This window comes from Pimelobacter simplex (assembly GCF_024662235.1).
GTDB lineage: Bacteria > Actinomycetota > Actinomycetes > Propionibacteriales > Nocardioidaceae > Nocardioides.
This window is the reverse complement of record NZ_CP096276.1, coordinates 1,468,664-1,488,850: the sequence shown is the minus strand read 5'-3', so window position 1 is coordinate 1,488,850 and position 20,187 is coordinate 1,468,664. Positions and strand designations below refer to the sequence as shown.

Here is a 20,187-nt window from a genome sequence, read left to right as displayed (position 1 = left end):
AGACCGACGATGCGAGTCGCGATTGCCGGAGCGGGTGCCGTCGGGCGCTCGATCGCCCGCGAGCTGATCGAGAACGGCCACGAGGTCCTGCTCATCGACAAGTCCCCCGCGTCCATCCGCCCCGAGCGGGTGCCGGACGCCGAGTGGCTGCTGGCCGACTCCTGCGAGCTCTCCTCGCTCGAGGAGGCGCGCCTGGACAAGTGCGACGTGGTCATCGCCGCCACCGGCGACGACAAGGCCAACCTCGTCACCTCGCTGCTGGCCAAGACCGAGTTCGGCGTCCCGCGCACGGTCGGCCGGGTCAACCACCCCAACAACGAGTGGCTCTTCACCGAGGCCTGGGGCGTGGACGTCAACGTGTCGACGCCGCGGATCATGTCCGCGCTGGTCGAGGAGGCGGTGACCGTCGGCGACCTGGTCCGGCTGTTCACCTTCCGCCAGGGCAACGCCAACCTGGTCGAGATGACGCTGCCGGCCGACTCGCCGTACGTCGGCAAGGCCTCGGGGCTCATCCCGCTGCCCGAGAACTGCGCGCTCGTCACGATCCTGCGCGACAGCCAGGTCTACGTGCCGACGCCGGAGCAGCCGCTGGAGTCGGGCGACGAGCTGCTGTTCGTGGTGCCCAGCGAGGCCGAGGACGAGCTCGAGCGGCTGCTCGCGCCGTCCTCGCACCCGGAGCGGCGTACGCCGGAGGACCCGAAGCGGACCTGAGCCGGGCCGGCTGAGCCGGCTCAGGCCTCCGCGACGCGCGCCTGCTGCTCCAGCGGGGTCGCGTTGCGGGCCAGGAGCCAGATCATCGCCGACCAGGAGCCGATCCGCAGCACCCAGCCGAGGCCGGTGCGCAGGATCAGGATCAGGACGACGGCCCGGTCGGGGTCCATCGTGCCCTGGTGGCCGAGCAGCCAGACCGGACCCTGGAGCAGGACGCCGATCGCGCCGGGCAGCAGCATCACCCAGGTGAGCCGGCTGCACAGCCGCACGATCTGCTTGTCCTCGTGCCAGGCGGTCGCGTCCCCGGTGACGCTGCCGAGCATGAACCCGAGCATCGGCCAGCCGATGAGGCAGGTGAAGCCGAGCACGACGGTGTAGCCCAGGCTGATCAGGATGCCGGGCAGGAAGAACGCGAGCGCCTGGTCGGACTCCGAGCCGCCCGAGCTCTCGGCCCAGCGCACGAACACCCAGCCGATGCCGATGCCGAAGATCGCGTTGAGCACGAACTGGGTGCTGCTGCGCTGGACCAGCCGCAGCAGGAGCGCCGCGCCGGCGACCACGAGGCTGGCGACCAGGGCCCACTGGAGCTCCTTGGTGCTGAGCCAGAGCACGGTGAACACGATGCCGGGCACGGCCGCCTCGAGCATGCCGCGCCGGCCGCCCAGCGCGGTGGCCAGCTGCATCCGCACGAGCGCCTCGACGGTGTCGACGCCGAGGTGGGGGTGCTCGGCCGGCGTCTCGGGCGTCTCGGCCTTCTCGTCGGCGCTCACAGCAGCTCGTAGTGGGGGTTGTAGAGGACGCGGGTGCCGTCGCTGGCGCTGACCCGGCCGCGGACCTCGATGGCCCGGCCGGGGCCGATGCCGGCGATCCGGCGCCGGCCCAGCCAGATGACGGTGACCACGCCGGTGCCGTCGTACAGCTCGGCCTCGAGCGCCGGTACGCCGCCGCGCGGGCGCAGCGTCACGGTGCGCAGCGTGCCGCGCAGCCGGACCGGCTCGCGGTCGGGCGCCTCGCCGATGCAGACGACGCCCTCGCGCTCGAACTCCTTGCGGAGGTCGCGCGCCTCGGCCTCGTCGGGATTCGCCCAGCGGCTGATGGTGCGCCGCAGACGGCTCTTGGTGCGCATGGGGGTCTCCGGCTCAGGTCGCCGGGACGGCCCTGGGCTCGGCGCCGTCGGGCAGGTTCAGCGGGAGCTGCTCGCCCACGGGCATCGCGTGGTTGCCGCGGCGCACCGCCACCCGGGCGATCGCGGACTCCCACTCGGCGGCGGTCTCGGGATCGCGGGCCGGCTCGCCGAGGAAGGTCGCCCGGAGCAGCCAGCGGGGGCCGTTGACGCCGATCACACGCGAGGTCTGGGTGCCGGTGGCGCCGTCGGGGCGGGTCATCCGCACCTCGCAGACCAGCTCGGTGCCGAACCGGCCCTCGCGCTCGGTGGCGGTGCCGCCACGGCGCGCGGCGTCGGCGGCGATCTGGGGACGGACCTCGCTCCACAGGTCGCCGTTGCGCGGGGCGGCGAAGGCGCGCAGCTCGAGGGCGCCGTCGTCGGTGGCCAGGAGGACGGCGCGGACCGCGCCGGACTGCTCGTCGACCTGGACCCGGAGCTCGCGGTCGGCCAGGGGCGCGACGAGCAGCGAGCCGAGGTCGAGCCGGTCGAGCCCGTCGTCGGGCAGCTCGTCGACATCGTAGGGGCCGTCGTGGGCGTCGTCGGCCAAGACGTCCGCCGTCTCGTCCGCCGTCGTCGCCTCGGTCGTCTCGTCGACCGGGTCTCCGGCCTTGCGCCGCAGCCTCACTGTGTCCTCCTCGTCGGGTTCGCCGGGTTCGCAGCGAACCCCCCGGTAGAACCGTAGCCGCCTTCACCACGCACGCTCTCGGGAAGGGCGTCGACCGCCACGAACCGCGCCCGCTCGACCCGCTGGACGACGAGCTGCGCCATCCGGTCGCCGCGCCGCAGCGCGATCGGCTCCACCGGGTCGTGGTTGATCAGCAGCACCTTGATCTCTCCACGGTAACCCGCGTCCACGGTGCCGGGGGTGTTGACGATCGAGAGGCCGTGCCGGGCCGCCAGGCCCGAGCGCGGGTGCACCAGGGCGACATAGCCCTCGGGCAGCGCGATCGCGATCCCGGTCGGGATCAGGGCCCGCTCCCCCGGCGCCAGCGTCACGTCCACACCGGCCACGAGGTCGGCGCCGGCGTCGCCGGGGTGGGCGTAGGCGGGCAGCGGCAGCTCGGGGTCGAGCTGTTGGACGGAGATCACCAGATCATCAGGCACGGGGAGACCCTAGCGACGGAGCGTGACCAGGGGGATGGGATCATCCTCACCGTGAGTGAGAGTGCGGCGACCGCCTACCAGGAGCGCCTGCGCGTCCCGCTGCGCTGGTGGGCCCAGGGCACCATGCTCATCGCCAGCCTGTGGCTGGTCCTGATCGTGGCGCTCGACGAGAAGGCGCCGTGGCTGGCCTGGCTGATCACCGGCCTGGCGATGGCGGGCCTGGGCGCCGCGCTGCGCTCCTACGGCGGCGCACGGGTGGTCGTGGGCGACGGCTGGTTCCGCGCCGGGCGCGCCCGCATCGAGACCTCGTACGTCGGCACGGCCCAGCCGCTCGACGCCGACCAGACGCGCCGGGTGTCCGGGCCCGAGGCCGACGTCCGCGCGTTCCTGCTGCTGCGGCCCTACCTCAAGCAGTCGGTCAGGGTCGAGATCACCGACCCGGCCGACCCCGCGCCCTACTGGCTGGTGAGCTCGCGGCACCCGAAGGCGCTGGCCGGTGCACTCAACGAGGCGCGCAGTCCCGGCCGATAGGCTCCGGGCATGGCAAACGACAGCTCCAAGGTCTGGTCGGCGTTCTCCCTCGTCGCCGCGCTCGGCGCGGCGGCCGTGGCGAAGAAGGGTCTCGACACCGGCTGGCGGGCCGCGACCGGCAAGCAGCCGCCGGTGAACCCCGCCGACCCCGACGTCGACGTCTGGGAGGCGGTCGCGTGGGCCGCGGTCAGCGGCACCTTCGTCGCGCTCGCCAAGATGCTGGCCCAGCGCCGGGCCGCCGGCTACTACCTGCGCTCGACCGGCCAGCTGCCGCCGGGGCTGCGCAAGGACGGCGCCTGAGCGCGCCAGGGGACAACGAGACGGCCGTGGCGGTCAGACCGCCACGGCCGTTGTCGTCTGTCAGGCGCAGTCCCTGCAGATCATCTTCTTCGGGTCCGCCAGCTGACTGCGGTGGTGGACCAGGAAGCAGCTCATGCAGGTGAACTCGTCGTCCTGCTTGGGCTTCACCTCGACGGCGAGCTCCTCGTGCGACAGGTCGGCGCCGGGGAGCTCGAAGGCTTCCGCGGCCTCCGTCTCGTCCTCGTCGACCTTGCCGGAGTTCTTGTCGTGGCGGCGCGCCTTGAGCTCTTCGATGCTCTCCTCGGACTGCTCGTCCTCGTTCTTGCGCGGTGCGTCGTAGTCAGTCGCCATGACGTGTGTGCTCTCTCCCCTCGGCTTGCCGGCCGTCCGCACGGCGTGCGGATCGGCGCGGCAGATTGTGCACCATCGGTCCAAGGTGTGACCACCCGGGGCGATGCGAGTCGGCAGAACAGCGACCGGACGCCGCCTATTCCCGGAGGAACCCGGCCGTCCGAACGGCGGACAGCAGCTCCTCGAAACCGTGTGCCGGAGCACACACCACGGCCTCGGTCCCGGCGGCCCCGACAGTGACCAGGAGGCGGGCTCCGGCGAGCCGGGCGATGAGCCCTCCGGCGGCGTGGTCCCAGAGGTGGACCCCCTCCTCGACGTAGCCGTCGAGCGCTCCCTCGGCGACCCGGCACAGGTCCAGCGCGCACGAGCCGGTCCGCCGCAGGTCGCGGATCTCGGGCAGCAGCCGGGCCGCCGCGGCGGCCTGCACCGTGCGCACCGGGCGGGTGTAGTTGAACCCCGTCGCGACCAGCCGGTGGGCCAGCGGCGCCGGGCCCCGGACGGCGATCGGGCGGCCGTCCCGGGTGGCCTCGCCGCCGCGGTGACCGGCATAGACCACCTGCTTGGCCACGTCGACGACCACGCCCGCGACGACCTCGCCGTCGACCTCGGCGGCCACCGAGACGGCGTACTCGGGGAGGCCGTAGAGGAAGTTCACGGTGCCGTCGATCGGGTCGACGATCCAGCGCACCCCGGAGGTGCCCACGACGTCGTCGCCCTCCTCGCCCAGGAAGCCGTCACCAGGACGGGCCTCCAGGATCAGCCGCCGGATGAGCTCCTCGCTGGCCCGGTCCGCGGCGGTGACCACGTCGACCTCGCTGGACTTGGTGGCCGCCACCGAGACGCCCTGGGCGGCGTGCTCGCGGACCAGGACGGCGGCCTCGCGGGCGACGTCCTCGGCGAGCCCGCGCAGCGCGGCCGGACCGGTCACGCCGGCGCCGTCCGGGCGCCGAGGCAGCAGCCCGGCGGGCAGCGGTCGACGCAGGCCTGCGGCGCGGTGCGCTCGGCGGCCGCGCGCTCCAGGACGAGCTCGCGGATCGCGCTGACGAACGCCGGGTGGGTGCCGGCCGAGGCGGCCCGGCGGGCCGGGATGCCGAGCCGCTCGGCGGTGGCGAGCGCCTCGGTGTCGAGGTCGTAGACGACCTCCATGTGGTCGGAGACGAAGCCGACCGGGATCAGCACGACCGCCGCGGCCCCCTCACCGGCCAGCTCCTCGAGCCGGTCGTTGACGTCGGGCTCGAGCCACGGGACGTGCGGGGCACCCGAGCGCGAGCAGTAGACGAGCTCGTGGGGCCGCTCGACGCCGGTGGCGGCCGCGACCCGGGCGGCGACCGTGGCGGCGACGTCGAGGTGCTGGGCGACGTACGCGCCGCCCTCGGGTCCGCTGCTCTCGCTCATCGAGATCGGGATCGAGTGGGTGACGAACACCAGCCGGGCCGCGTCGCGCACCTCGTCGGGCAGGTCCGCCAGCGCGGCCAGCACGCCGTCGGTGTTGGCGCTCACGAAGCCCGGGTGGTCGTAGTAGGCGCGGACCTTGTCGAGCCGCGGCGCGGCGACGCCCTCGGGCAGCGCGGCGAGCGCGCCCTCGAGGTTGTCGAGGTACTGCCGGCAGCTCGACCACGACGAGTACGCCGACGTGGTGACGCAGATCGCCCGGCGCACCCCGTCGGCGGCCATCTGCGCGACCGTGTCGTCGAGGTAGGGCGCCCAGTTGCGGTTGCCCCAGTAGACCGGCAGGTCGAGGCCGTGCTCGGCGAGGTCCTGCTCGATCGCGGCGATGAGCGCCTTGTTCTGGTCGTTGATCGGCGAGCGGCCCCCGAACAGGAAGTAGTGCTGGCCGACCTCCTCGAGTCGGGCACGTGGAATCCCCCGGCCTCGGGTCACGTTCTCGAGGAACGGCACGACGTCCTCGGGCCGCTCGGGTCCGCCGAAGGAGACCAGGAGCAGCGCGTCGTAGGGGTCGGTCACTGAGGGAGTCGGGTCCGGATTCGGCACGGCACCAGCCTACGGAGGACGATGACGCCACGATGTTGCAGACCTATCGCCAGATCTTCACGCCCGCGACGGCGCTGTTCAGCCTGACCGGTCTGGTGGCCCGGCTGCCCATCTCGATGGTGGGCCTGGGCATCGTCCTCCTGGCCGAGCACCAGACCGGCTCCTACGCGTTCGCGGGCTCGGTCTCGGCGGTCGCGCTGGTCGCCAACGCGTGCTTCGCGATCGTCCAGGGACGCCTCATCGACCGGCTCGGCCAGAGCCGGGTGCTGCCGGTCGTCATCACCGTGTGGGGCGCCGGGCTCGCGCTCGCGATGGGCACCCTGGAGTGGGACTGGCCGCGCTGGACGACGTACGCCTTCGCCGCGCTGACCGGAGCCTCGCTCCCCTCGGTCGGCAGCTGCGTGCGCGCCCGCTGGTCGCACCACCTCGCCGACCGGCCCGAGCGGCTGCACACGGCGTTCTCCTACGAGGCGGTCGGCGACGAGACCGTCTTCCTGTTCGGTCCGATCGCGGTGACCGTGCTCGCGACGAGCGTGCACCCGGCCGCCGGGCTGTGGACCGCGCTGGCCTGCGGCCTGATCGGCACCTACGCCTTCGCCGCCCAGCGGGGCACCGAGCCGCCCGCGCACCCGCGGACCCCCACCGGCACGACCCGGCCACCGATGCCGTGGCGGGCGATCGCGCCGCTCACGCTGGTCGCGGCCGCGCTCGGCATCGTCTTCGGCGCCGCCGAGGTGGTCACCGTCGCGTTCGCCGACGAGCAGGGGCACAAGTCGCTGTCGGGCGTGCTGCTGGGCATCTGGGCCTTCGGCAGCCTGCTCGCCGGGGTCGTCTCCGGCGCGATCACCTGGCGCCGCGGGCCGCTGACCCGGCTGCGGATCGGCGCCTTCGGCATGATGCTCGCCGCCGCGCCCCTCGCCCTGGTCCCCAACATCGCGCTGATGGCCGTGGTACTGCTGCTCGGCGGCGTCGCGGTCTCCCCCACGCTCATCGCGGCGATGTCGCTGGCCGAGAAGGTGCTGCCGCCGGCCCGGCTCACCGAGGGCATGGCCTTCATCCAGACCGGCCTCGCCGTCGGGCTGGCGCCCGGCGCCGCGATCGCCGGCGTCGTGATCGACCACGCGGGCGCCTCCCCGGCGTACCTCGTGTGCCTGGTGGGCGGGACCCTGGCCCTGATCGGCGCGCTGCTGGTCAAGGTCGTGGCCGTGCCGGATAGCGTGCGTCCCCATGAGCACCCCCCAGCCGAGCACCTGGCGTAACTGGTCCGGCCTGGAGTCCGCGACCGGGCTCCAGGTCGCGGCACCGGCCGACGCGACCGAGGTCGCCGACCTGGTGACCCGGGCCCGCGCCGCCGGACGCACCGTGAAGGCCGCCGGCACCGGGCACAGCTTCACCGGCATCGCGGTGCCCGACGACATCCACCTGCGCCCCGACCGGATGCGCGGCATCGTCGCCGTCGACCGCGAGGCGATGACCGTCACCGCGCTCGCCGGCACCCAGCTCAAGGTGTTCAACGCCGAGCTCGCGCGCCTCGGCCTGAGCCTGCACAACATGGGCGACATCGCCGAGCAGACCCTGGCCGGGGCGATCTCCACCGGTACCCACGGCACCGGCGGCCGCGCCGCCGGCCTGGCCGCCCAGGTCGTCGGCTTCGAGCTGGTCACCGGCACCGGCGAGGTGCTGCGCGCCTCGGCCACCGAGAACCCCGACGTCCTCGCGCTCGGCCGGGTCGGCCTCGGCGCGCTCGGCGTGCTCGTCACGCTCACCTTCGCGGTCGAGCCGCTCTTCCTGCTGCGGGCCGAGGAGCAGCCGATGTCGTGGGCCGACGCGATGGCGTCCTTCGACGACCTCACCGCGGCCCACGACCACGTCGACATGTACTGGTTCCCCCACTCCGACCGGATGCTGACCAAGCGCAACACCCGGGTCGGCACCGACCTCTCCGCGGCCGAGCCGCTCCCCCGCTGGCGGGCCTGGCTCGACGACGAGCTGCTCTCCAACAAGGTCTTCGGCGCCCAGACCGCCGCGCTCAACCTGGCCCCGCGGGCGATCCCGGCGGCCAACCGGTTCGCGTCGCGGCTGCTCGGCCCGCGCACCTACGCCGACATCGCGCACCGGGTGTTCACCACCGAGCGCAATGTCGTCTTCCGCGAGATGGAGTACGCCGTCCCGCGCGAGGTCGGCCTCGACGTGCTGCGCGAGTGCCGCACCGCCTTCGAGCGCTCGGGCCTGAAGGTGTCGTTCCCGGTCGAGATCCGGGTCGCGCCGCCCGACGACGTGGCGCTGTCGACGTCGTACCAGCGCGACTCGTTCTACCTGGCCTTCCACACCCACCACCGCGCCGACCACACGGCCTACTTCGGGCTGCTCGAGCCGATCATGCGCGCCCACGAGGGCCGTCCGCACTGGGGCAAGCTGCACACCCGCGGGGTCGAGGGGCTGGCGCCGCTCTACCCGCGCTTCGCCGACTTCCTCGTGCTGCGCGACCGGCTCGACCCCGACCGGGTGTTCACCAACGCCTACCTCGACCGGGTGCTCGGTGCCTGAGGCCGCCGGCGGCCGGCCGGCCTGTCCCTGCGACTCCGGGCGGACCTACGACGACTGCTGCCGGCCCTTCCACCGCGCGCCGGGCTCGGCGCCGACGGCCGAGGAGCTGATGCGCTCGCGGTACTCGGCGTTCACCAAGGGGCTCGCGTCGTACCTGCTGCACACCTGGCACCCCGCCACCCGGCCGCCGTCCCTCGACCTGGACGACCGGATCCGCTGGACCGGCCTGGAGGTGCTCGGTGCCGACGGCGGCGGGATCGGCGAGAAGCGCGGCGTCGTGGAGTTCCTCGCCCGCCACGAGATCGACGGCGTCCCCGGGGCACTGCACGAGGTCAGCCGGTTCCGGCGCCAGGGCGAGGCGTGGCTCTACGTGCGCGGCAAGGCCCGCTGGTCGCGCGCGGCCGCGCCCATTGTCGACAAATGACCGGCGCGCCCGGCGTGGGTCCCGCTCCGGGGAGCCGCGCGGCGTAGGCTCGTCCGAGCAGGCGACCAGCACCTTTCAGCACCTTCAAGAACTGCAGACGACCCGAGGGAATGATGAGCGACATGGCGGACCAGGGCGGCACGGACCGCCCCGTGCGCCTCACCCTCGCCGCGGGCACCACCCCGCGCCGCCTGCAGCTGGTGGACGAGCAGGGCACCACCTACACCCTCGACATCACGCCTGAGCTCCGCACCGCGGTGCGTGGTGACTCACCGCGTCGATTGGAGACCCCGATGAGCAGCAGCATCCGGCCCCGCGAGATCCAGACCCGGATCCGCGCCGGCGAGTCCGCCGAGACGGTCGCCGAGGCCGCCGGCACCACGGTCGAGGCGATCATGCCCTATGTCGGACCGGTCCTCGCCGAGCGCGAGCACGTCGCCGGACGCGCCCAGAAGGCCTCCGTGCGCCGCACCCCCGGCGAGGGCACCGGCCAGGCCCAGAGCCGGGTCCTCGGCGACGCCGTCGCCGCGCACCTGCGCGGGCGCGGCGCCGACCCGACGACCGTCGTGTGGGACGCCTACCGCCGCGACACCGGCCGCTGGGTGCTCACCGGCACCTTCGACACCGACGAGCGCGGTGGCATCGCCCGGTTCACCTACGACGCCCCGGGCAACTACGTGCTCTCCGACAACGACGACGCCCGCTGGCTGATCGGCGACGTGCTGCCCGTCGCCGCCCCGCCGGCCCGCGACGACCTCCAGCAGGTGCGCGAGCGGCGGCTGGCCGCCGTACCGGCCGAGGAGCTGCCGCTCGGCGACGCCGCGCTGCCCCTGGGCGACGCCTTCGACGAGGTGCCCGCCGCCCCCGCGCCGGCCGCACCCGCCGACGAGCCGCTCCGCGCCACGGCACCCGAGTCCGCGATCGAGGCCGAGGCCGACACCCTGGCCACGCCGGACGCCGCGTCCGACGCCGACGCCGAGGCGGAGGCCGAGGCGGAGGCCGAGCGCGCCCGGCACCGCCGTCCGGTGCAGAAGAAGCGCGGCCGCGCCTCCGTCCCGAGCTGGGACGAGATCATGTTCGGCGGCGGCGACCAGTAGGCCGCAGCCCGGTCCGCGACCGGGCAAAAGCGCGTAGCGTGCGCGCATGGCCTACTTCGTGACCGGCGCCACCGGCTTCATCGGGCGCCACCTCATCGCCGAGCTCGTCGACCACCGCGAGGGTCCGGTCTTCGTGCTCGTGCGCGCGTCGTCGCTCCCGCGCATGGAGGCGCTCGTGCGGCAGTGGGGCTCCGACCGGGTCCAGCCCGTGGTCGGCGACCTCACCCAGCCCGGCCTCGGCGTCGACCCCGACTGGGTCGCCGAGCACGCCGGCACGATCGACCACTTCTTCCACCTCGCGGCCATCTACGACATCACCGCCGACGACGCGACCAACGACGCGATGAACATCGACGGCACCCGCAACGCCCTCACCCTGGCCGAGTCGCTCCGGGCCGGGGTGTTCCACCAGGTGTCCTCGGTCGCGGCGGCCGGGGACTACCACGGCCGCTTCGACGAGACGATGTTCGAGGAGGGCCAGCCGCTCCCGTCGCCGTACCACCGGACGAAGTACGAGTCCGAGAAGATCGTCCGCGACGAGGCCACCATCCCCTGGCGGGTCTACCGCCCGGCGATCGTGGTCGGCCACTCCGAGACCGGCGCGATGGACAAGATCGACGGTCCGTACTACTTCTTCCCCGTCATCAAGCGCCTCCGCGACGCCCTGCCGGCCTGGCTCCCCCTCGTCGGGCTCGACCTCGGCGACACCAACCTGGTGCCGGTCGACTACGTCGCCAAGGCGATGGACCACCTCGCCCACGTCCCCGACCACGACGGCGAGGCCTTCCACCTGGTCAACCCCGAGCCGCAGCCGGTGATCGAGATGATCAACGCCTTCTGCGGCGCCGCCGGCGCCCCGCGCTTCGCGACCCCCGTCGACCGCTCGGTCACCACCGCCGGACCTCTCGCCCTGCTCCCCCGCGCCCTGCGCCCCATCAACCTGATGAACGCCGTCCTGCGCAGCACCCCGGCCCAGCTCGTCCTCGACCAGACCGTCGGCCGGCTCGGGATCCCGGCCGAGGTCCTCGCCCACACCTCGTTCCCCTCGGTCTTCGACTCCCGCGCCACCGAGCGCGCCCTCACCGGCTCCGGCATCAGCGTCCCGCCCCTGGAGACCTACGCCCGCGCCCTGTGGGGCTACTGGGAGGAGAACCTCGACGACGCCACCGGCCGCGACCCCAAGGCCGTCGCCGCCCTCAAGGACAAGTACGTCGTCATCACCGGCGCCTCCTCCGGCATCGGCCAGGTCGTCGCCCTCAAGGTCGCCCAGGCCGGCGGCATCCCCGTCCTCGTCGCCCGCGGCAAGGAGAAGCTCGAGGCCACCAAGGCCATCATCGAGATGCGCGGCGGCCGCGCCGAGGTCTTCCCCTGCGACCTGTCCGACCTCGAGGCCATCGACCGCCTCTGCGAGCAGCTGAGCACCGACCTGCCGAGCGTCGACTACGTCATCAACAACGCCGGCCGCTCCATCCGCCGCTCCCTGAAGCTCTCCCAGGACCGCTTCCACGACTTCGAGCGCACCATGCAGCTCAACTACTTCGGCGCGATCCGCCTCGTCATGGGCCTCATGCCCCAGCTGCACAGCCAGCGCTCGGGCCACATCGTCAACATCTCCTCGATCGGCGTGCAGACCAACCCGCCGCGCTTCTCGGCGTACGTCGCCTCGAAGGCGGCCCTTGACGCCTGGAGCAATGTCGTCTCCTCCGAGGTCGTCGGCCACGGCATCACCTTCACCAACGTGCACATGCCGCTCGTGCGGACGCCGATGATCGCCCCGACCAAGATCTACGACAAGTTCCCCACCATCTCCCCGGCCCAGGCCGCGGACGTGGTGATCAAGGCGATGGTCGACAAGCCGCACGAGATCAACACCGCCCTCGGCACCGCCGGCGAGCTCGCCCACACGATCGCCCCGCGCACGGCCTTCCGGGTGCTCAACCTGGCCTACCAGGTGTTCCCGGACTCGGCCGCCGCCAAGGGCCAGAAGCCCGCCTCGTCGGCGGCCGCCGCGGCCGAGGAGGCGCCCGCCTCGAACCACCGGGAGACCGAGCAGATGCTGCTCGCCCAGCTGTTCCGGGGCGTGCACTGGTGAGGTCGGGCGTGCGTGCCCGGCAGGCTCAGGCGCCGGTGGTGGCGACGGGCCGGGACGGATCCGCGACCCACTCGCTCCAGCTGCCCGGGTAGAGCGCGGCCCGGACTCCGGCGAGCTCCAGCGCCAGGACGTCGTGGGCGGCGGTGACGCCGGAGCCGCAGTAGACGGCCACCGCCACGTCTCCCCCGGGCACCGCACCGACCTCGGCGTAGGTCGCGGCCAGCGCGGCCGGGTCGCGGAACCGGCCCTGGTCGTCGAGGTTGCGGCTGGTCGGGACGTTGACCGCGCCCGGTACGTGGCCCGCCACCGGGTCGATCGGCTCCACCTCGCCGCGGTAGCGCTCCGCCGCGCGCGCGTCGATCACCACCCCGGCCTGCTGGACGGTGGTGACGTCGACGACCGGCATCCGGCCGGGGCGGGCGGTGAACGTGGCGGTGGACGTGGCGGTGCCGGGCGGCTCGGCCGGGCTCGGGTCGGCACCCGGTGCCGGGGTCTCGGCCGCCGGGCCGGCCTCGGTCGGGCCGCCGGCGGCGAGCCAGGCCGACCAGCCGCCGTCGAGGACGCGGACGTCGGGGTGCCCGTGGTATCGCAGCAGCCACCAGCACCGGGCCGCGGCGTGGCCGGCCCAGTCGTCGTACACAATGACGGGGCGGTCGTCGCGGACTCCGGCGCGCCGCATCGCCGCCTCGAAGTCCGCGGTCGCGGGCAGCGGGTGCCGGCCGCGGCTGCCGTCGCCGGGAGGTGCGGCGAGGGCGTCGTCGAGGTCGACGTAGACCGCGCCGGGGACGTGGCCCGCGGCGAACTCCGCCGCTCCGGCTCCCGGCGCGCGATCGCCGGTGCGGTAGCGGACGTCGAGGACGGTCACCGGGCCCCGTCCCGCGCCCAGCTCGCGGACCAGCTCGTCGGCACCGATCAGCCCGGACCTCCCGGAACTCGTCGTGGCGGTCATGGCGCCAGCCTAGGCGGCGGATCCGGGACTCGGGCTCCGGGCTCGGGCTCCGGGCTCGGGCTCCGGGCGGGCCTGTGGAGGAGGCGCCCGGCCGGGCTCCGGATCGGGCAGGCTCCAGGCATGTCCACGCCCACGACGTCCGCCGGGATCCAGGCACCGGTGCCGCTGCTGCTCCAGCGGGTGCTGCGGCGGGCGGTCCGGGAGCACGCGGCGCAGGAGCCGCGGCGGCGCTACCCGGCCGTGCTCCAGGCGGGGCTGCCGGGCGGTGGTGCGGCGGGCCTGCGCCGCTTCGAGGTACGGCGGGGCGAGCCGCTCGACCTCGCGCTGCGGATCGAGGTGGTCGAGGCGCTGTGCCGCGACCACCTGGCCCGGGGCGTCGTACCGCTGCTGTGGCTGACGCGTCCGGTCGACGGTCCGGACCTGGAGGACCTCGCCTGGGCGGCGGCGGTCGGCTGCGCCGGCCCGGAGCTGGGGGTCAGCCTCGACCTGGTCGTGGTGACCCGGCGGTCGTGGCGGGACCCGCGCTCGGGGGTCGGGCGGACCTGGAGCCGGATCCGGCCGACCGAGCCGTGAGTGCAGGGAACCGGCGCCTCACCAGGTGTGGACCGGCGCGTTGTCGTGCATGCGGGCGCGGTAGTCGGCCAGGACCGCGCGGAGCGCGTCGTAGCGGTCGAGGTCGCGGAAGTCGTCGACGCGCCGGACGAACCAGTCGGCGCCGTTGGTCCCGGCCAGGCAGCGCTGCTCGATGATGTCGAGGTAGCGGTTGGCCTCGGCCTCCTCGACGCCCCACAGGGCGAGGCCCTCGCGGGCCAGCGGCAGCAGACGCCGTACGACGAGCTCGGTGGCGCGCACCCGGCCCAGTCCGGGCCAGTAGATCTCGGCGTTGATGCCGTCGCGGGCGGCGGCGTGGAAGTTCTCCTCGGCCGCGCTGAAGGAAATCTGGGACCACAGCGGCCGGTCGTTCTCGGCGATGGCGCGGACCAGGCCGAAGTAGAAGGCGGCGTTGGCCACGGTGTCGACGACGGTCGGTCCGGCGGCGAGGATCCGGTTCTCCACGCGCAGGTGGGGCAGGCCGCCGGTGATGTCGTAGACGGGGCGGTTCCAGCGGTAGATGGTCCCGTTGTGCAGGCGCAGCTCGGAGAGGTTCGGCGTACCGCCGGCCTCGAGGACGGTGAGCGGGTCCTCGTCGTCGATGACCGGCAGCAGCGCCGGGAAGTAGCGCACGTTCTCCTCGAAGAGGTCGAAGACCGAGGTGATCCAGCGCTCGCCGAACCACACCCGCGGCCGGACGCCCTGCACCTTGAGCTCCTCGGCGCGGGTGTCGGTGGCCTGCTCGAAGAGCGGGATCCGGGTCTCGGCCCACAGGTGCTTGCCCAGCAGGTACGGCGCATTGGCGCCCACCGCGATCTGCACGCCGGCGATCGCCTGGGACGCGTTCCAGTACGACGCGAAGCGCTCCGGGCTCACCTGGACGTGGAACTGGGTGCTGGTGCAGGCCGCCTCGGGCATGATCGTGTCGACCGTGGCCCGCAGCCGCTCCACGCCCTGGATGTCGATCTGGATGTCCTCGCCGCGCGCCTGGAGGATCTGCTCGCTGAGCAGCCGGTAGCGCGGGTTGGCGCTGAGCGCGTCGGCGGCGAGGTGCTCGGGCGCGAGGGTCGGGAGGATCCCGATCATCACCAGGTGGGCCTCGAGCTCGGCCGCGCGCTTCTCGGCGTTGTTGAGGCTGGCGCGCAGCTGGGTCTCGTACTGCTCCAGGCCCCCGCGGGCGAGCGGCCCGGGCGGCAGGTTGAGCTCGATGTTGAACTGGCCGAGCTCGGTCTGGAAATCCGGGTCCGCGATGGCGTCGAGCACCTCGGCGTTGCGCAGCGCCGGGTCACCCGCGGCGTCGACGAGGTTGAGCTCGACCTCGATGCCGGTCCACGGGTCGTCGGTGTCGAAGGCCGACTCGCGCAGCATCCGCTCGAACACGTCGAGGCAGCGGCGCACCTTGTCCCGGTAGCGGGTCCGGTCGGCGGGGGTGAACTCCTGGGCCGCGACGTCATCTCCCATGGACCGACACTAGACAGAACCGGGGCCGGGAGCGAGGCCCTAGGGCGGCGCGTCCGCGGGCTGGGCGGCCGGGGGCAGGCCCGCGGCCCAGTCGAAGTCGCCGCTCCACTGGTCCGGGGAGACCGCGTGGTCGAGGAGCACCGCGAGGTAGTCGGCGAGCCGGTAGTCCGGGTCGACCTGGCGGCAGCGGTCGACGGCGGCCCAGGCGAGGGCGCCGTCGCCGGACTGCCAGGCGGCCCAGCCGAGCAGTGCGGCGGGGGCCGGGACGAGGGCCTCGGGGGCGCGGCGCAGGGCGTCGGACCAGAGCCGGACGTGCGCGCCCGCGGTGGCGGCGACCAGGTGGGACCAGGCCGCGTCGCGGACCCGGGGCGCCTGCATCACCCAGAGCAGCCGGGCCAGGTCGGCGTCGGTGGGCGGCACGGAGCCGGCGACCAGGTCGGCGACGGTGGCCAGCGCCCAGCGGCCGGCGTCGCGGATCGCCCGGCCGGTGGTGGGGATGCCGCGGTCGGCGTGGCCCTGGGCGACGAGGGCCGCGGCCACCGCGGCTGCGGCGGCGGGCTGCTGGGCGAGCGAGCCGACCATCGCGTCGCGGGTCGGGTGGGCCAGGCGGCCCGAGGCGAGGGCGTCGCGGACGAAGGGGTGGCCGGTGACGTCGTAGGGATGCCGGCGGCGGCGCTGGACGGGATCGGGGTGCTCGAGCTCGCGGTAGTGGGTGCCGTCGGCGAGCAGGGCGGTGACGATGCCGAGGCCTCGGTGGGCGCAGCAGCGGCGCAGCGCGCGGTGGACGGCGGCGGCCGCGACGGGCTCGTCGGTGAAGTAGAGGAGGACGACCCGGGCCGCGCCGTGGCGCCGGGCGGGTTCGAGGAGGCGGGTGTCGAGCAGGCGGCGCACGCGAGGCGTCTGCACGTCGAGCGGCGGCAGGTCGATGCGGGCGTGGAAGGGCCGGCGCGCGCCGAGGGTGAGCATCACGATCGAGCGCTCGGGCCAGAACCCGAGGAGCACCGGCGCGACGGCGAGGAGGTCGTCGGCGTCGTGGGCGGTCAGGGAGAGCGGGGCGGTGGTCATGGGAGAAGGGTCGGGTGGGAGGGCGGGGGGTGGGGTGGGCGTGGTGGGGGGCTGTGGAGGGAGTGGGGGTGGCGGAGGGGGTTGGGGAGGTTCCGGGGTCGGTGGTGGGGTGGGAGACGACTAACGTGACGCCGTGCGCGCCCACGCTTCGGTCCTCCACCTGGACCTCGACGCGTTCTTCGCGGCGGTGGAGCAGCGCGACAAGCCGTCGTTGCGGGGCAAGCCGGTGGTCGTGGGTGGGACCGGCGGGCGGGGCGTGGTGTCGACGGCGTCCTACGAGGCCCGCGCGTACGGCGTCCGGTCGGCCATGTCCACCCGCGAGGCCCGCGCCCGGTGCCCGCACGCGGCGTACCTCACCGGCCGCTTCGAGGCCTACCGCGCGACGAGCGCCGCGGTGATGGCGGTGCTGCGGGCCTGCTCTCCCCTGGTCGAGCCGCTCTCGCTGGACGAGGCGTTCGTCGACCTGGCCGAGGCGGGGCTGCCCGACCTGGAGCTGCCGACGGTGACCGCCCAGGCCGAGGAGCTGCGCGCCCGGGTCCACGAGGTGACCGGCGGGCTGACCGCCTCGGTGGGGGTCGCCTCGTCGAAGTTCCTGGCCAAGATCGCCAGCGACCTGCGCAAGCCCGACGGGCTGGTCGTGGTCGAGCCCGGTACCGAGCTGGCGATGCTGCGCCCGATGCACGTCTCGGTGATCCCGGGCGTCGGCCCGGCGACCGTGGAGCGGCTGCGGCGCGCCGGCATCCACACGGTCGCCGAGCTCGAGCGGATCAGCCAGGACGAGCTCGTCCGGCTGGTCGGCAAGGCGCTGGGCCAGGGCCTGTTCCACCTGGCCCGCGCGGAGGACGACCGGCCCGTGGTCGCCGACCGCGAGGCCAAGTCGGTCAGCGTCGAGGGCACCTACGAGAACGACCTCACCGACCGCCAGCAGATGGCCGCGATCGTGACCCGCCAGTCCGGCGAGGTCGCCCGCCGGATGCGGGGCGGCGGCGTCTCGGGCCGGACCATCACGCTCAAGGTCCGGCTCTACGACTTCACCACGCTCAGCCGCTCCTCGACGCTGCCCGCGCCGACCGACGACCCCGCGACCATCGCCCGGCTGGCGCGGACCCTGCTCGACGACCTCGACACCTCCGGCGGCGTCCGCCTGCTCGGCGTCGGCGTCTCCGGGCTGGCCGACTGGATCCAGGAGGACCTCTTCGCAGCGGCCGGCCCCGAGGACGACGCGGAGACCGAGGAGCCCACCGCGGACGAGGCCGCCCCGCCCGAGCCGGAGCCCGACCAGGCCGGCGCCCGGTGGACCGGTTCGTCGTGGTCCCCCGGGATGGACGTCGTCCACACCGAGCACGGCCGGGGCTGGGTCTGGGGCGCCGGCAAGGGGGTGGTGACGGTCCGCTTCGAGACCGCCGAGACGCCGCCCGGACCGGTCCGCTCCTTCCGCGCCGACGACCCCGGGCTGAGCCGGTGGCGACCGCCGCAGCCGGAGCAACCGGACCCGCAGTAGCGTTCGGCGCATGCCCGTCCCTCCGAGCGCCCCGCGCCACCCCGTCACCACGACGCTGCACGGCCACACCCGCACCGACGAGTACGAGTGGCTGCGCGCCAAGGAGGACCCGGCGGTCATCGCCCACCTGGAGGCCGAGAACGCCTACACCCAGGAGCGCACGGACCACCTCGCCGACCTGCGCGGCGCGATCTACGACGAGATCAAGGCCCGCACCCTCGAGACCGACCTGTCGGTCCCGACCCGGGTGCGCGGGTTCTGGTACTACGGGCGCTCCTTCGAGGGCCGCCAGTACGGCGCCAGCTGCCGCGTCCCCGTCGCCGACCCCGACGACTGGACTCCCCCGCAGCCCGCGGCCGACGCGACCCCCGACCAGCCCGCGCTGCCCGGCGAGGAGGTGCTCCTCGACCTCGACAGCCTCGCCGAGGGCCACGACTTCTTCTCCCTCGGCGGCTCCTCGGTGAGCCCCGACGACCGCCTCCTGGCGTACGCCGTCGACACGGTCGGCGACGAGCGCTACACCGTGCGGGTGCTCGACCTGGCCACCCGCGCACTGCACGACGACGTGCTCACCGACGTCCTCGGCGGCGTCACCTGGGGCGCCTCGGCCGACCACTTCTACTACACGACCGTCGACGACGCCTGGCGTCCCGACAAGGTCTGGCGGCACCGCCTCGGCACCGCCCAGGCCGACGACGAGCTGGTCTTCCACGAGCCCGACGGCCGCTACTTCGTCGGCGTCGGCCGGACCCGGAGCCGGCGCTACGTGATGATCGCCGCGAGCTCGAAGACGACCTCCGAGTTCCACGTCATCGACGCCACCGACCCGACGGCGACGCCCTTCTGCTTCGCCGAGCGCACCGACGGCGTCGAGTACTCCCTGGAGCACGCGGTCGTCGGCGGCCAGGACCGCTTCCTGGTCCTGCACAACGCCACCGGACCGGAGTTCGAGCTCGGCCACGCCCCGGCGAGCCCCACCGCGCCCGCCGACTGGCAGCCGCTGCTCCCCCACGACCTCGCGGTCCGCCTCGAGGACGTCGACGCGTTCGCCGACCACCTCGTCGTCCAGCAGCGCAGCAACGGCAGCAGCCAGGTGCGGATCCTCGACCTCGGCAGCGACCCCGCCGCCCCGGTGACCGCCGACCGCTTCGTGGACTTCCCGGGTGAGCTCGCCACCGTCGGCGCGGGCAGCAACCCCGCCTTCGAGCAGCCCGCCATCCGGGTCGGCATGACCAGCCTGAGCCGCCCCTCAGCGGTCTACGACCACGACCTGCGCACCGGCGAGCTCGTGCTGCGCAAGCAGGCCCCCGTCCTCGGCGGCTACGACGCCGACGAGTACGAGGAGCACCGCCTCTGGGCGACCTCGGTCGACGGCGTCCAGGTGCCGATCTCGCTCGTCGTCCGCAAGGGCGTCCGCGGCGCCGCCGGGACCGACCCCATCCCCGTCCACCTCTACGGCTACGGCGCCTACGAGGCCTCGATCGACCCCTACTTCTCGGTCGCCCGGCTCTCCACGCTCGACCGGGGCGCCGCGTTCGCGATCGCCCACATCCGCGGTGGCGGCGAGATGGGCCGGCACTGGTACGACGACGGCAAGCTCGAGCACAAGCAGCACACGTTCGACGACTTCATCGCCAGCGCCCGCCACCTGGTCGAGACCGGCTGGACCACCGCCGGCCAGATCGTCGGCGAGGGCGCGAGCGCCGGCGGCCTGCTCATCGGCGCCGTCGCCAACCAGGCCCCCGAGGCCTTCGGCGGACTCGTCGCCGGCGTCCCCTTCGTCGACACCCTGACGACGATGCTCGACGCCACGCTCCCCCTGACCATCCCCGAGTACGACGAGTGGGGCAACCCGTCCGACGACCCCGTCGCCTACGCGCGGATCGCCGGCTACGCGCCGTACGAGAACGTCGCGGACCTGCCCTACCCCGCGATCCTCGCCGAGACCTCGCTCAACGACACCCGGGTCCTCTACGTCGAGGCCGCCAAGTGGGTCGCCCGCCTGCGCGAGCGCGCACCCCAGGCCGACGTCCTGCTGCGCACCGAGATGGCGGCCGGGCACGGCGGCGTCTCCGGGCGCTACCGGGCGTGGGAGGAGCGGGCGTTCACCCTCGCGTGGATCCTCGACCGGCTGGGCCTGGCCGAGCGTCCCCTGCTCGGTTCCTGAGCGTCGGGCGGCCGAACTTGAGAACTCCCTGAGATTCGGCTCAGGGCGCAACTTCCAGGAACCGCCGGACGTCATTGCCTGTGAGAGCAACACCGGAGGATCCCGGGAATCCCGGGTACCTCCCCAGTGTTGGAACCAC

At 74.0% G+C, this 20,187-nt stretch carries 21 protein-coding genes; 11 read left to right on the top strand and 10 right to left on the bottom strand.

What is annotated here, in order from left to right; genetic code table 11:
- Positions 1–9 precede the first annotated feature (9 nt).
- Positions 10–711, top strand: a complete 702-nt coding sequence (locus M0M48_RS07160; RefSeq protein ID WP_257750601.1) for a potassium channel family protein — start codon at positions 10–12, stop codon at positions 709–711.
- 20 nt (positions 712–731) lie between these two features.
- On the opposite strand, the gene M0M48_RS07155 is transcribed toward M0M48_RS07160, so the two are convergent.
- The 4 genes from M0M48_RS07155 to dut are packed head-to-tail and all read right to left on the bottom strand — an operon-like array spanning position 732 to position 2,980.
- Positions 732–1,481, bottom strand: coding sequence for a DUF3159 domain-containing protein (locus M0M48_RS07155; protein ID WP_257750600.1), 750 nt, complete (start codon positions 1,479–1,481; stop codon positions 732–734).
- On the bottom strand, positions 1,478–1,837 hold the full coding sequence (locus M0M48_RS07150) for an OB-fold nucleic acid binding domain-containing protein (RefSeq protein WP_257750599.1): 360 nt from the start codon (positions 1,835–1,837) through the stop codon (positions 1,478–1,480). Before M0M48_RS07150 ends, M0M48_RS07155 begins: the two co-directional genes overlap by 4 nt.
- 13 nt (positions 1,838–1,850) lie before the next feature.
- Positions 1,851–2,501 carry a DUF3710 domain-containing protein gene (locus tag M0M48_RS07145; protein WP_257750598.1) on the bottom strand — a complete coding sequence of 217 codons (651 nt, stop codon included), beginning with the start codon at positions 2,499–2,501 and terminating at the stop codon, positions 1,851–1,853.
- Positions 2,498–2,980 (bottom strand): dUTP diphosphatase, encoded by a 483-nt coding sequence (gene dut, locus M0M48_RS07140; RefSeq protein ID WP_215815054.1) that lies wholly within the window; start codon positions 2,978–2,980, stop codon positions 2,498–2,500. The genes M0M48_RS07145 and dut overlap by 4 nt, the downstream gene beginning before the upstream one ends.
- A gap of 51 nt (positions 2,981–3,031) precedes the next feature.
- Here dut and M0M48_RS07135 point away from each other — a divergent pair, with 51 nt between their 5' ends.
- Positions 3,032–3,511, top strand: coding sequence for a DUF3093 domain-containing protein (locus M0M48_RS07135; protein WP_257750597.1), 480 nt, complete (start codon positions 3,032–3,034; stop codon positions 3,509–3,511).
- 9 nt (positions 3,512–3,520) lie between these two features.
- Entirely contained in the window at positions 3,521–3,811 is a 291-nt protein-coding gene (locus M0M48_RS07130) for a DUF4235 domain-containing protein (protein WP_215815056.1), read from the top strand.
- 60 nt (positions 3,812–3,871) lie between these two features.
- On the opposite strand, the gene M0M48_RS07125 is transcribed toward M0M48_RS07130, so the two are convergent.
- The 3 genes from M0M48_RS07125 to M0M48_RS07115 all read right to left on the bottom strand — a co-directional run bounded on the left by M0M48_RS07125 (position 3,872) and on the right by M0M48_RS07115 (position 6,154).
- Complete coding sequence (locus M0M48_RS07125) at positions 3,872–4,162, bottom strand: DUF4193 domain-containing protein (RefSeq protein ID WP_215815057.1); 291 nt, start codon at positions 4,160–4,162, stop codon at positions 3,872–3,874.
- 136 nt (positions 4,163–4,298) lie between these two features.
- Positions 4,299–5,090 carry an inositol monophosphatase family protein gene (locus tag M0M48_RS07120; protein ID WP_257750596.1) on the bottom strand — a complete coding sequence of 264 codons (792 nt, stop codon included), beginning with the start codon at positions 5,088–5,090 and terminating at the stop codon, positions 4,299–4,301.
- Positions 5,087–6,154, bottom strand: a complete 1,068-nt coding sequence (locus M0M48_RS07115; protein WP_257750595.1) for a ferrochelatase — start codon at positions 6,152–6,154, stop codon at positions 5,087–5,089. The genes M0M48_RS07120 and M0M48_RS07115 overlap by 4 nt, the downstream gene beginning before the upstream one ends.
- A gap of 32 nt (positions 6,155–6,186) precedes the next feature.
- On the opposite strand from M0M48_RS07115, the gene M0M48_RS07110 reads away from it, so the two are divergent.
- The 5 genes from M0M48_RS07110 (at position 6,187) to M0M48_RS07090 (ending at position 12,314) form a co-directional block, all read left to right on the top strand.
- Positions 6,187–7,413 (top strand): MFS transporter, encoded by a 1,227-nt coding sequence (locus M0M48_RS07110; protein WP_257750594.1) that lies wholly within the window; start codon positions 6,187–6,189, stop codon positions 7,411–7,413.
- Positions 7,382–8,701 carry a D-arabinono-1,4-lactone oxidase gene (locus M0M48_RS07105; RefSeq protein WP_257750593.1) on the top strand — a complete coding sequence of 440 codons (1,320 nt, stop codon included), beginning with the start codon at positions 7,382–7,384 and terminating at the stop codon, positions 8,699–8,701. The genes M0M48_RS07110 and M0M48_RS07105 overlap by 32 nt, the downstream gene beginning before the upstream one ends.
- A complete protein-coding gene (locus M0M48_RS07100; RefSeq protein WP_215815061.1) occupies positions 8,694–9,125 on the top strand; it encodes a YchJ family protein in 432 nt (143 codons plus the stop codon). Before M0M48_RS07105 ends, M0M48_RS07100 begins: the two co-directional genes overlap by 8 nt.
- Before the next feature lie 122 nt (positions 9,126–9,247).
- Positions 9,248–10,222, top strand: a complete 975-nt coding sequence (gene sepH / locus M0M48_RS07095) for a septation protein SepH (protein WP_257750592.1) — start codon at positions 9,248–9,250, stop codon at positions 10,220–10,222.
- A 46-nt stretch (positions 10,223–10,268) separates the two neighbouring features.
- Positions 10,269–12,314: an SDR family oxidoreductase gene (locus M0M48_RS07090; protein WP_257750591.1), complete on the top strand. Its 2,046-nt coding sequence runs from the start codon at positions 10,269–10,271 to the stop codon at positions 12,312–12,314.
- Between the two features lie 25 nt (positions 12,315–12,339).
- Here M0M48_RS07090 and M0M48_RS07085 read toward each other — a convergent pair whose 3' ends face one another.
- Positions 12,340–13,263 (bottom strand): sulfurtransferase, encoded by a 924-nt coding sequence (locus M0M48_RS07085; RefSeq protein ID WP_257750590.1) that lies wholly within the window; start codon positions 13,261–13,263, stop codon positions 12,340–12,342.
- Positions 13,264–13,383: 120 nt separating this feature from the next.
- On the opposite strand from M0M48_RS07085, the gene M0M48_RS07080 reads away from it, so the two are divergent.
- Positions 13,384–13,836, top strand: coding sequence for a hypothetical protein (locus M0M48_RS07080; protein WP_215815065.1), 453 nt, complete (start codon positions 13,384–13,386; stop codon positions 13,834–13,836).
- A gap of 18 nt (positions 13,837–13,854) precedes the next feature.
- On the opposite strand, the gene M0M48_RS07075 is transcribed toward M0M48_RS07080, so the two are convergent.
- Positions 13,855–15,315: a glutamate-cysteine ligase family protein gene (locus M0M48_RS07075; protein WP_257750589.1), complete on the bottom strand. Its 1,461-nt coding sequence runs from the start codon at positions 15,313–15,315 to the stop codon at positions 13,855–13,857.
- 39 nt (positions 15,316–15,354) lie between these two features.
- The gene (locus M0M48_RS07070; protein WP_257750588.1) at positions 15,355–16,380 is read right to left on the bottom strand and encodes a DUF4192 domain-containing protein; all 1,026 of its coding nucleotides are present in this window, start codon (positions 16,378–16,380) and stop codon (positions 15,355–15,357) included.
- Positions 16,381–16,513: 133 nt separating this feature from the next.
- On the opposite strand from M0M48_RS07070, the gene M0M48_RS07065 reads away from it, so the two are divergent.
- Both M0M48_RS07065 and M0M48_RS07060 read left to right on the top strand, forming a co-directional pair.
- A complete protein-coding gene (locus M0M48_RS07065; RefSeq protein WP_257750587.1) occupies positions 16,514–17,881 on the top strand; it encodes a DNA polymerase IV in 1,368 nt (455 codons plus the stop codon).
- A gap of 10 nt (positions 17,882–17,891) precedes the next feature.
- Positions 17,892–20,048 carry a S9 family peptidase gene (locus tag M0M48_RS07060; protein WP_257750586.1) on the top strand — a complete coding sequence of 719 codons (2,157 nt, stop codon included), beginning with the start codon at positions 17,892–17,894 and terminating at the stop codon, positions 20,046–20,048.
- Positions 20,049–20,187: the final 139 nt, after the last annotated feature.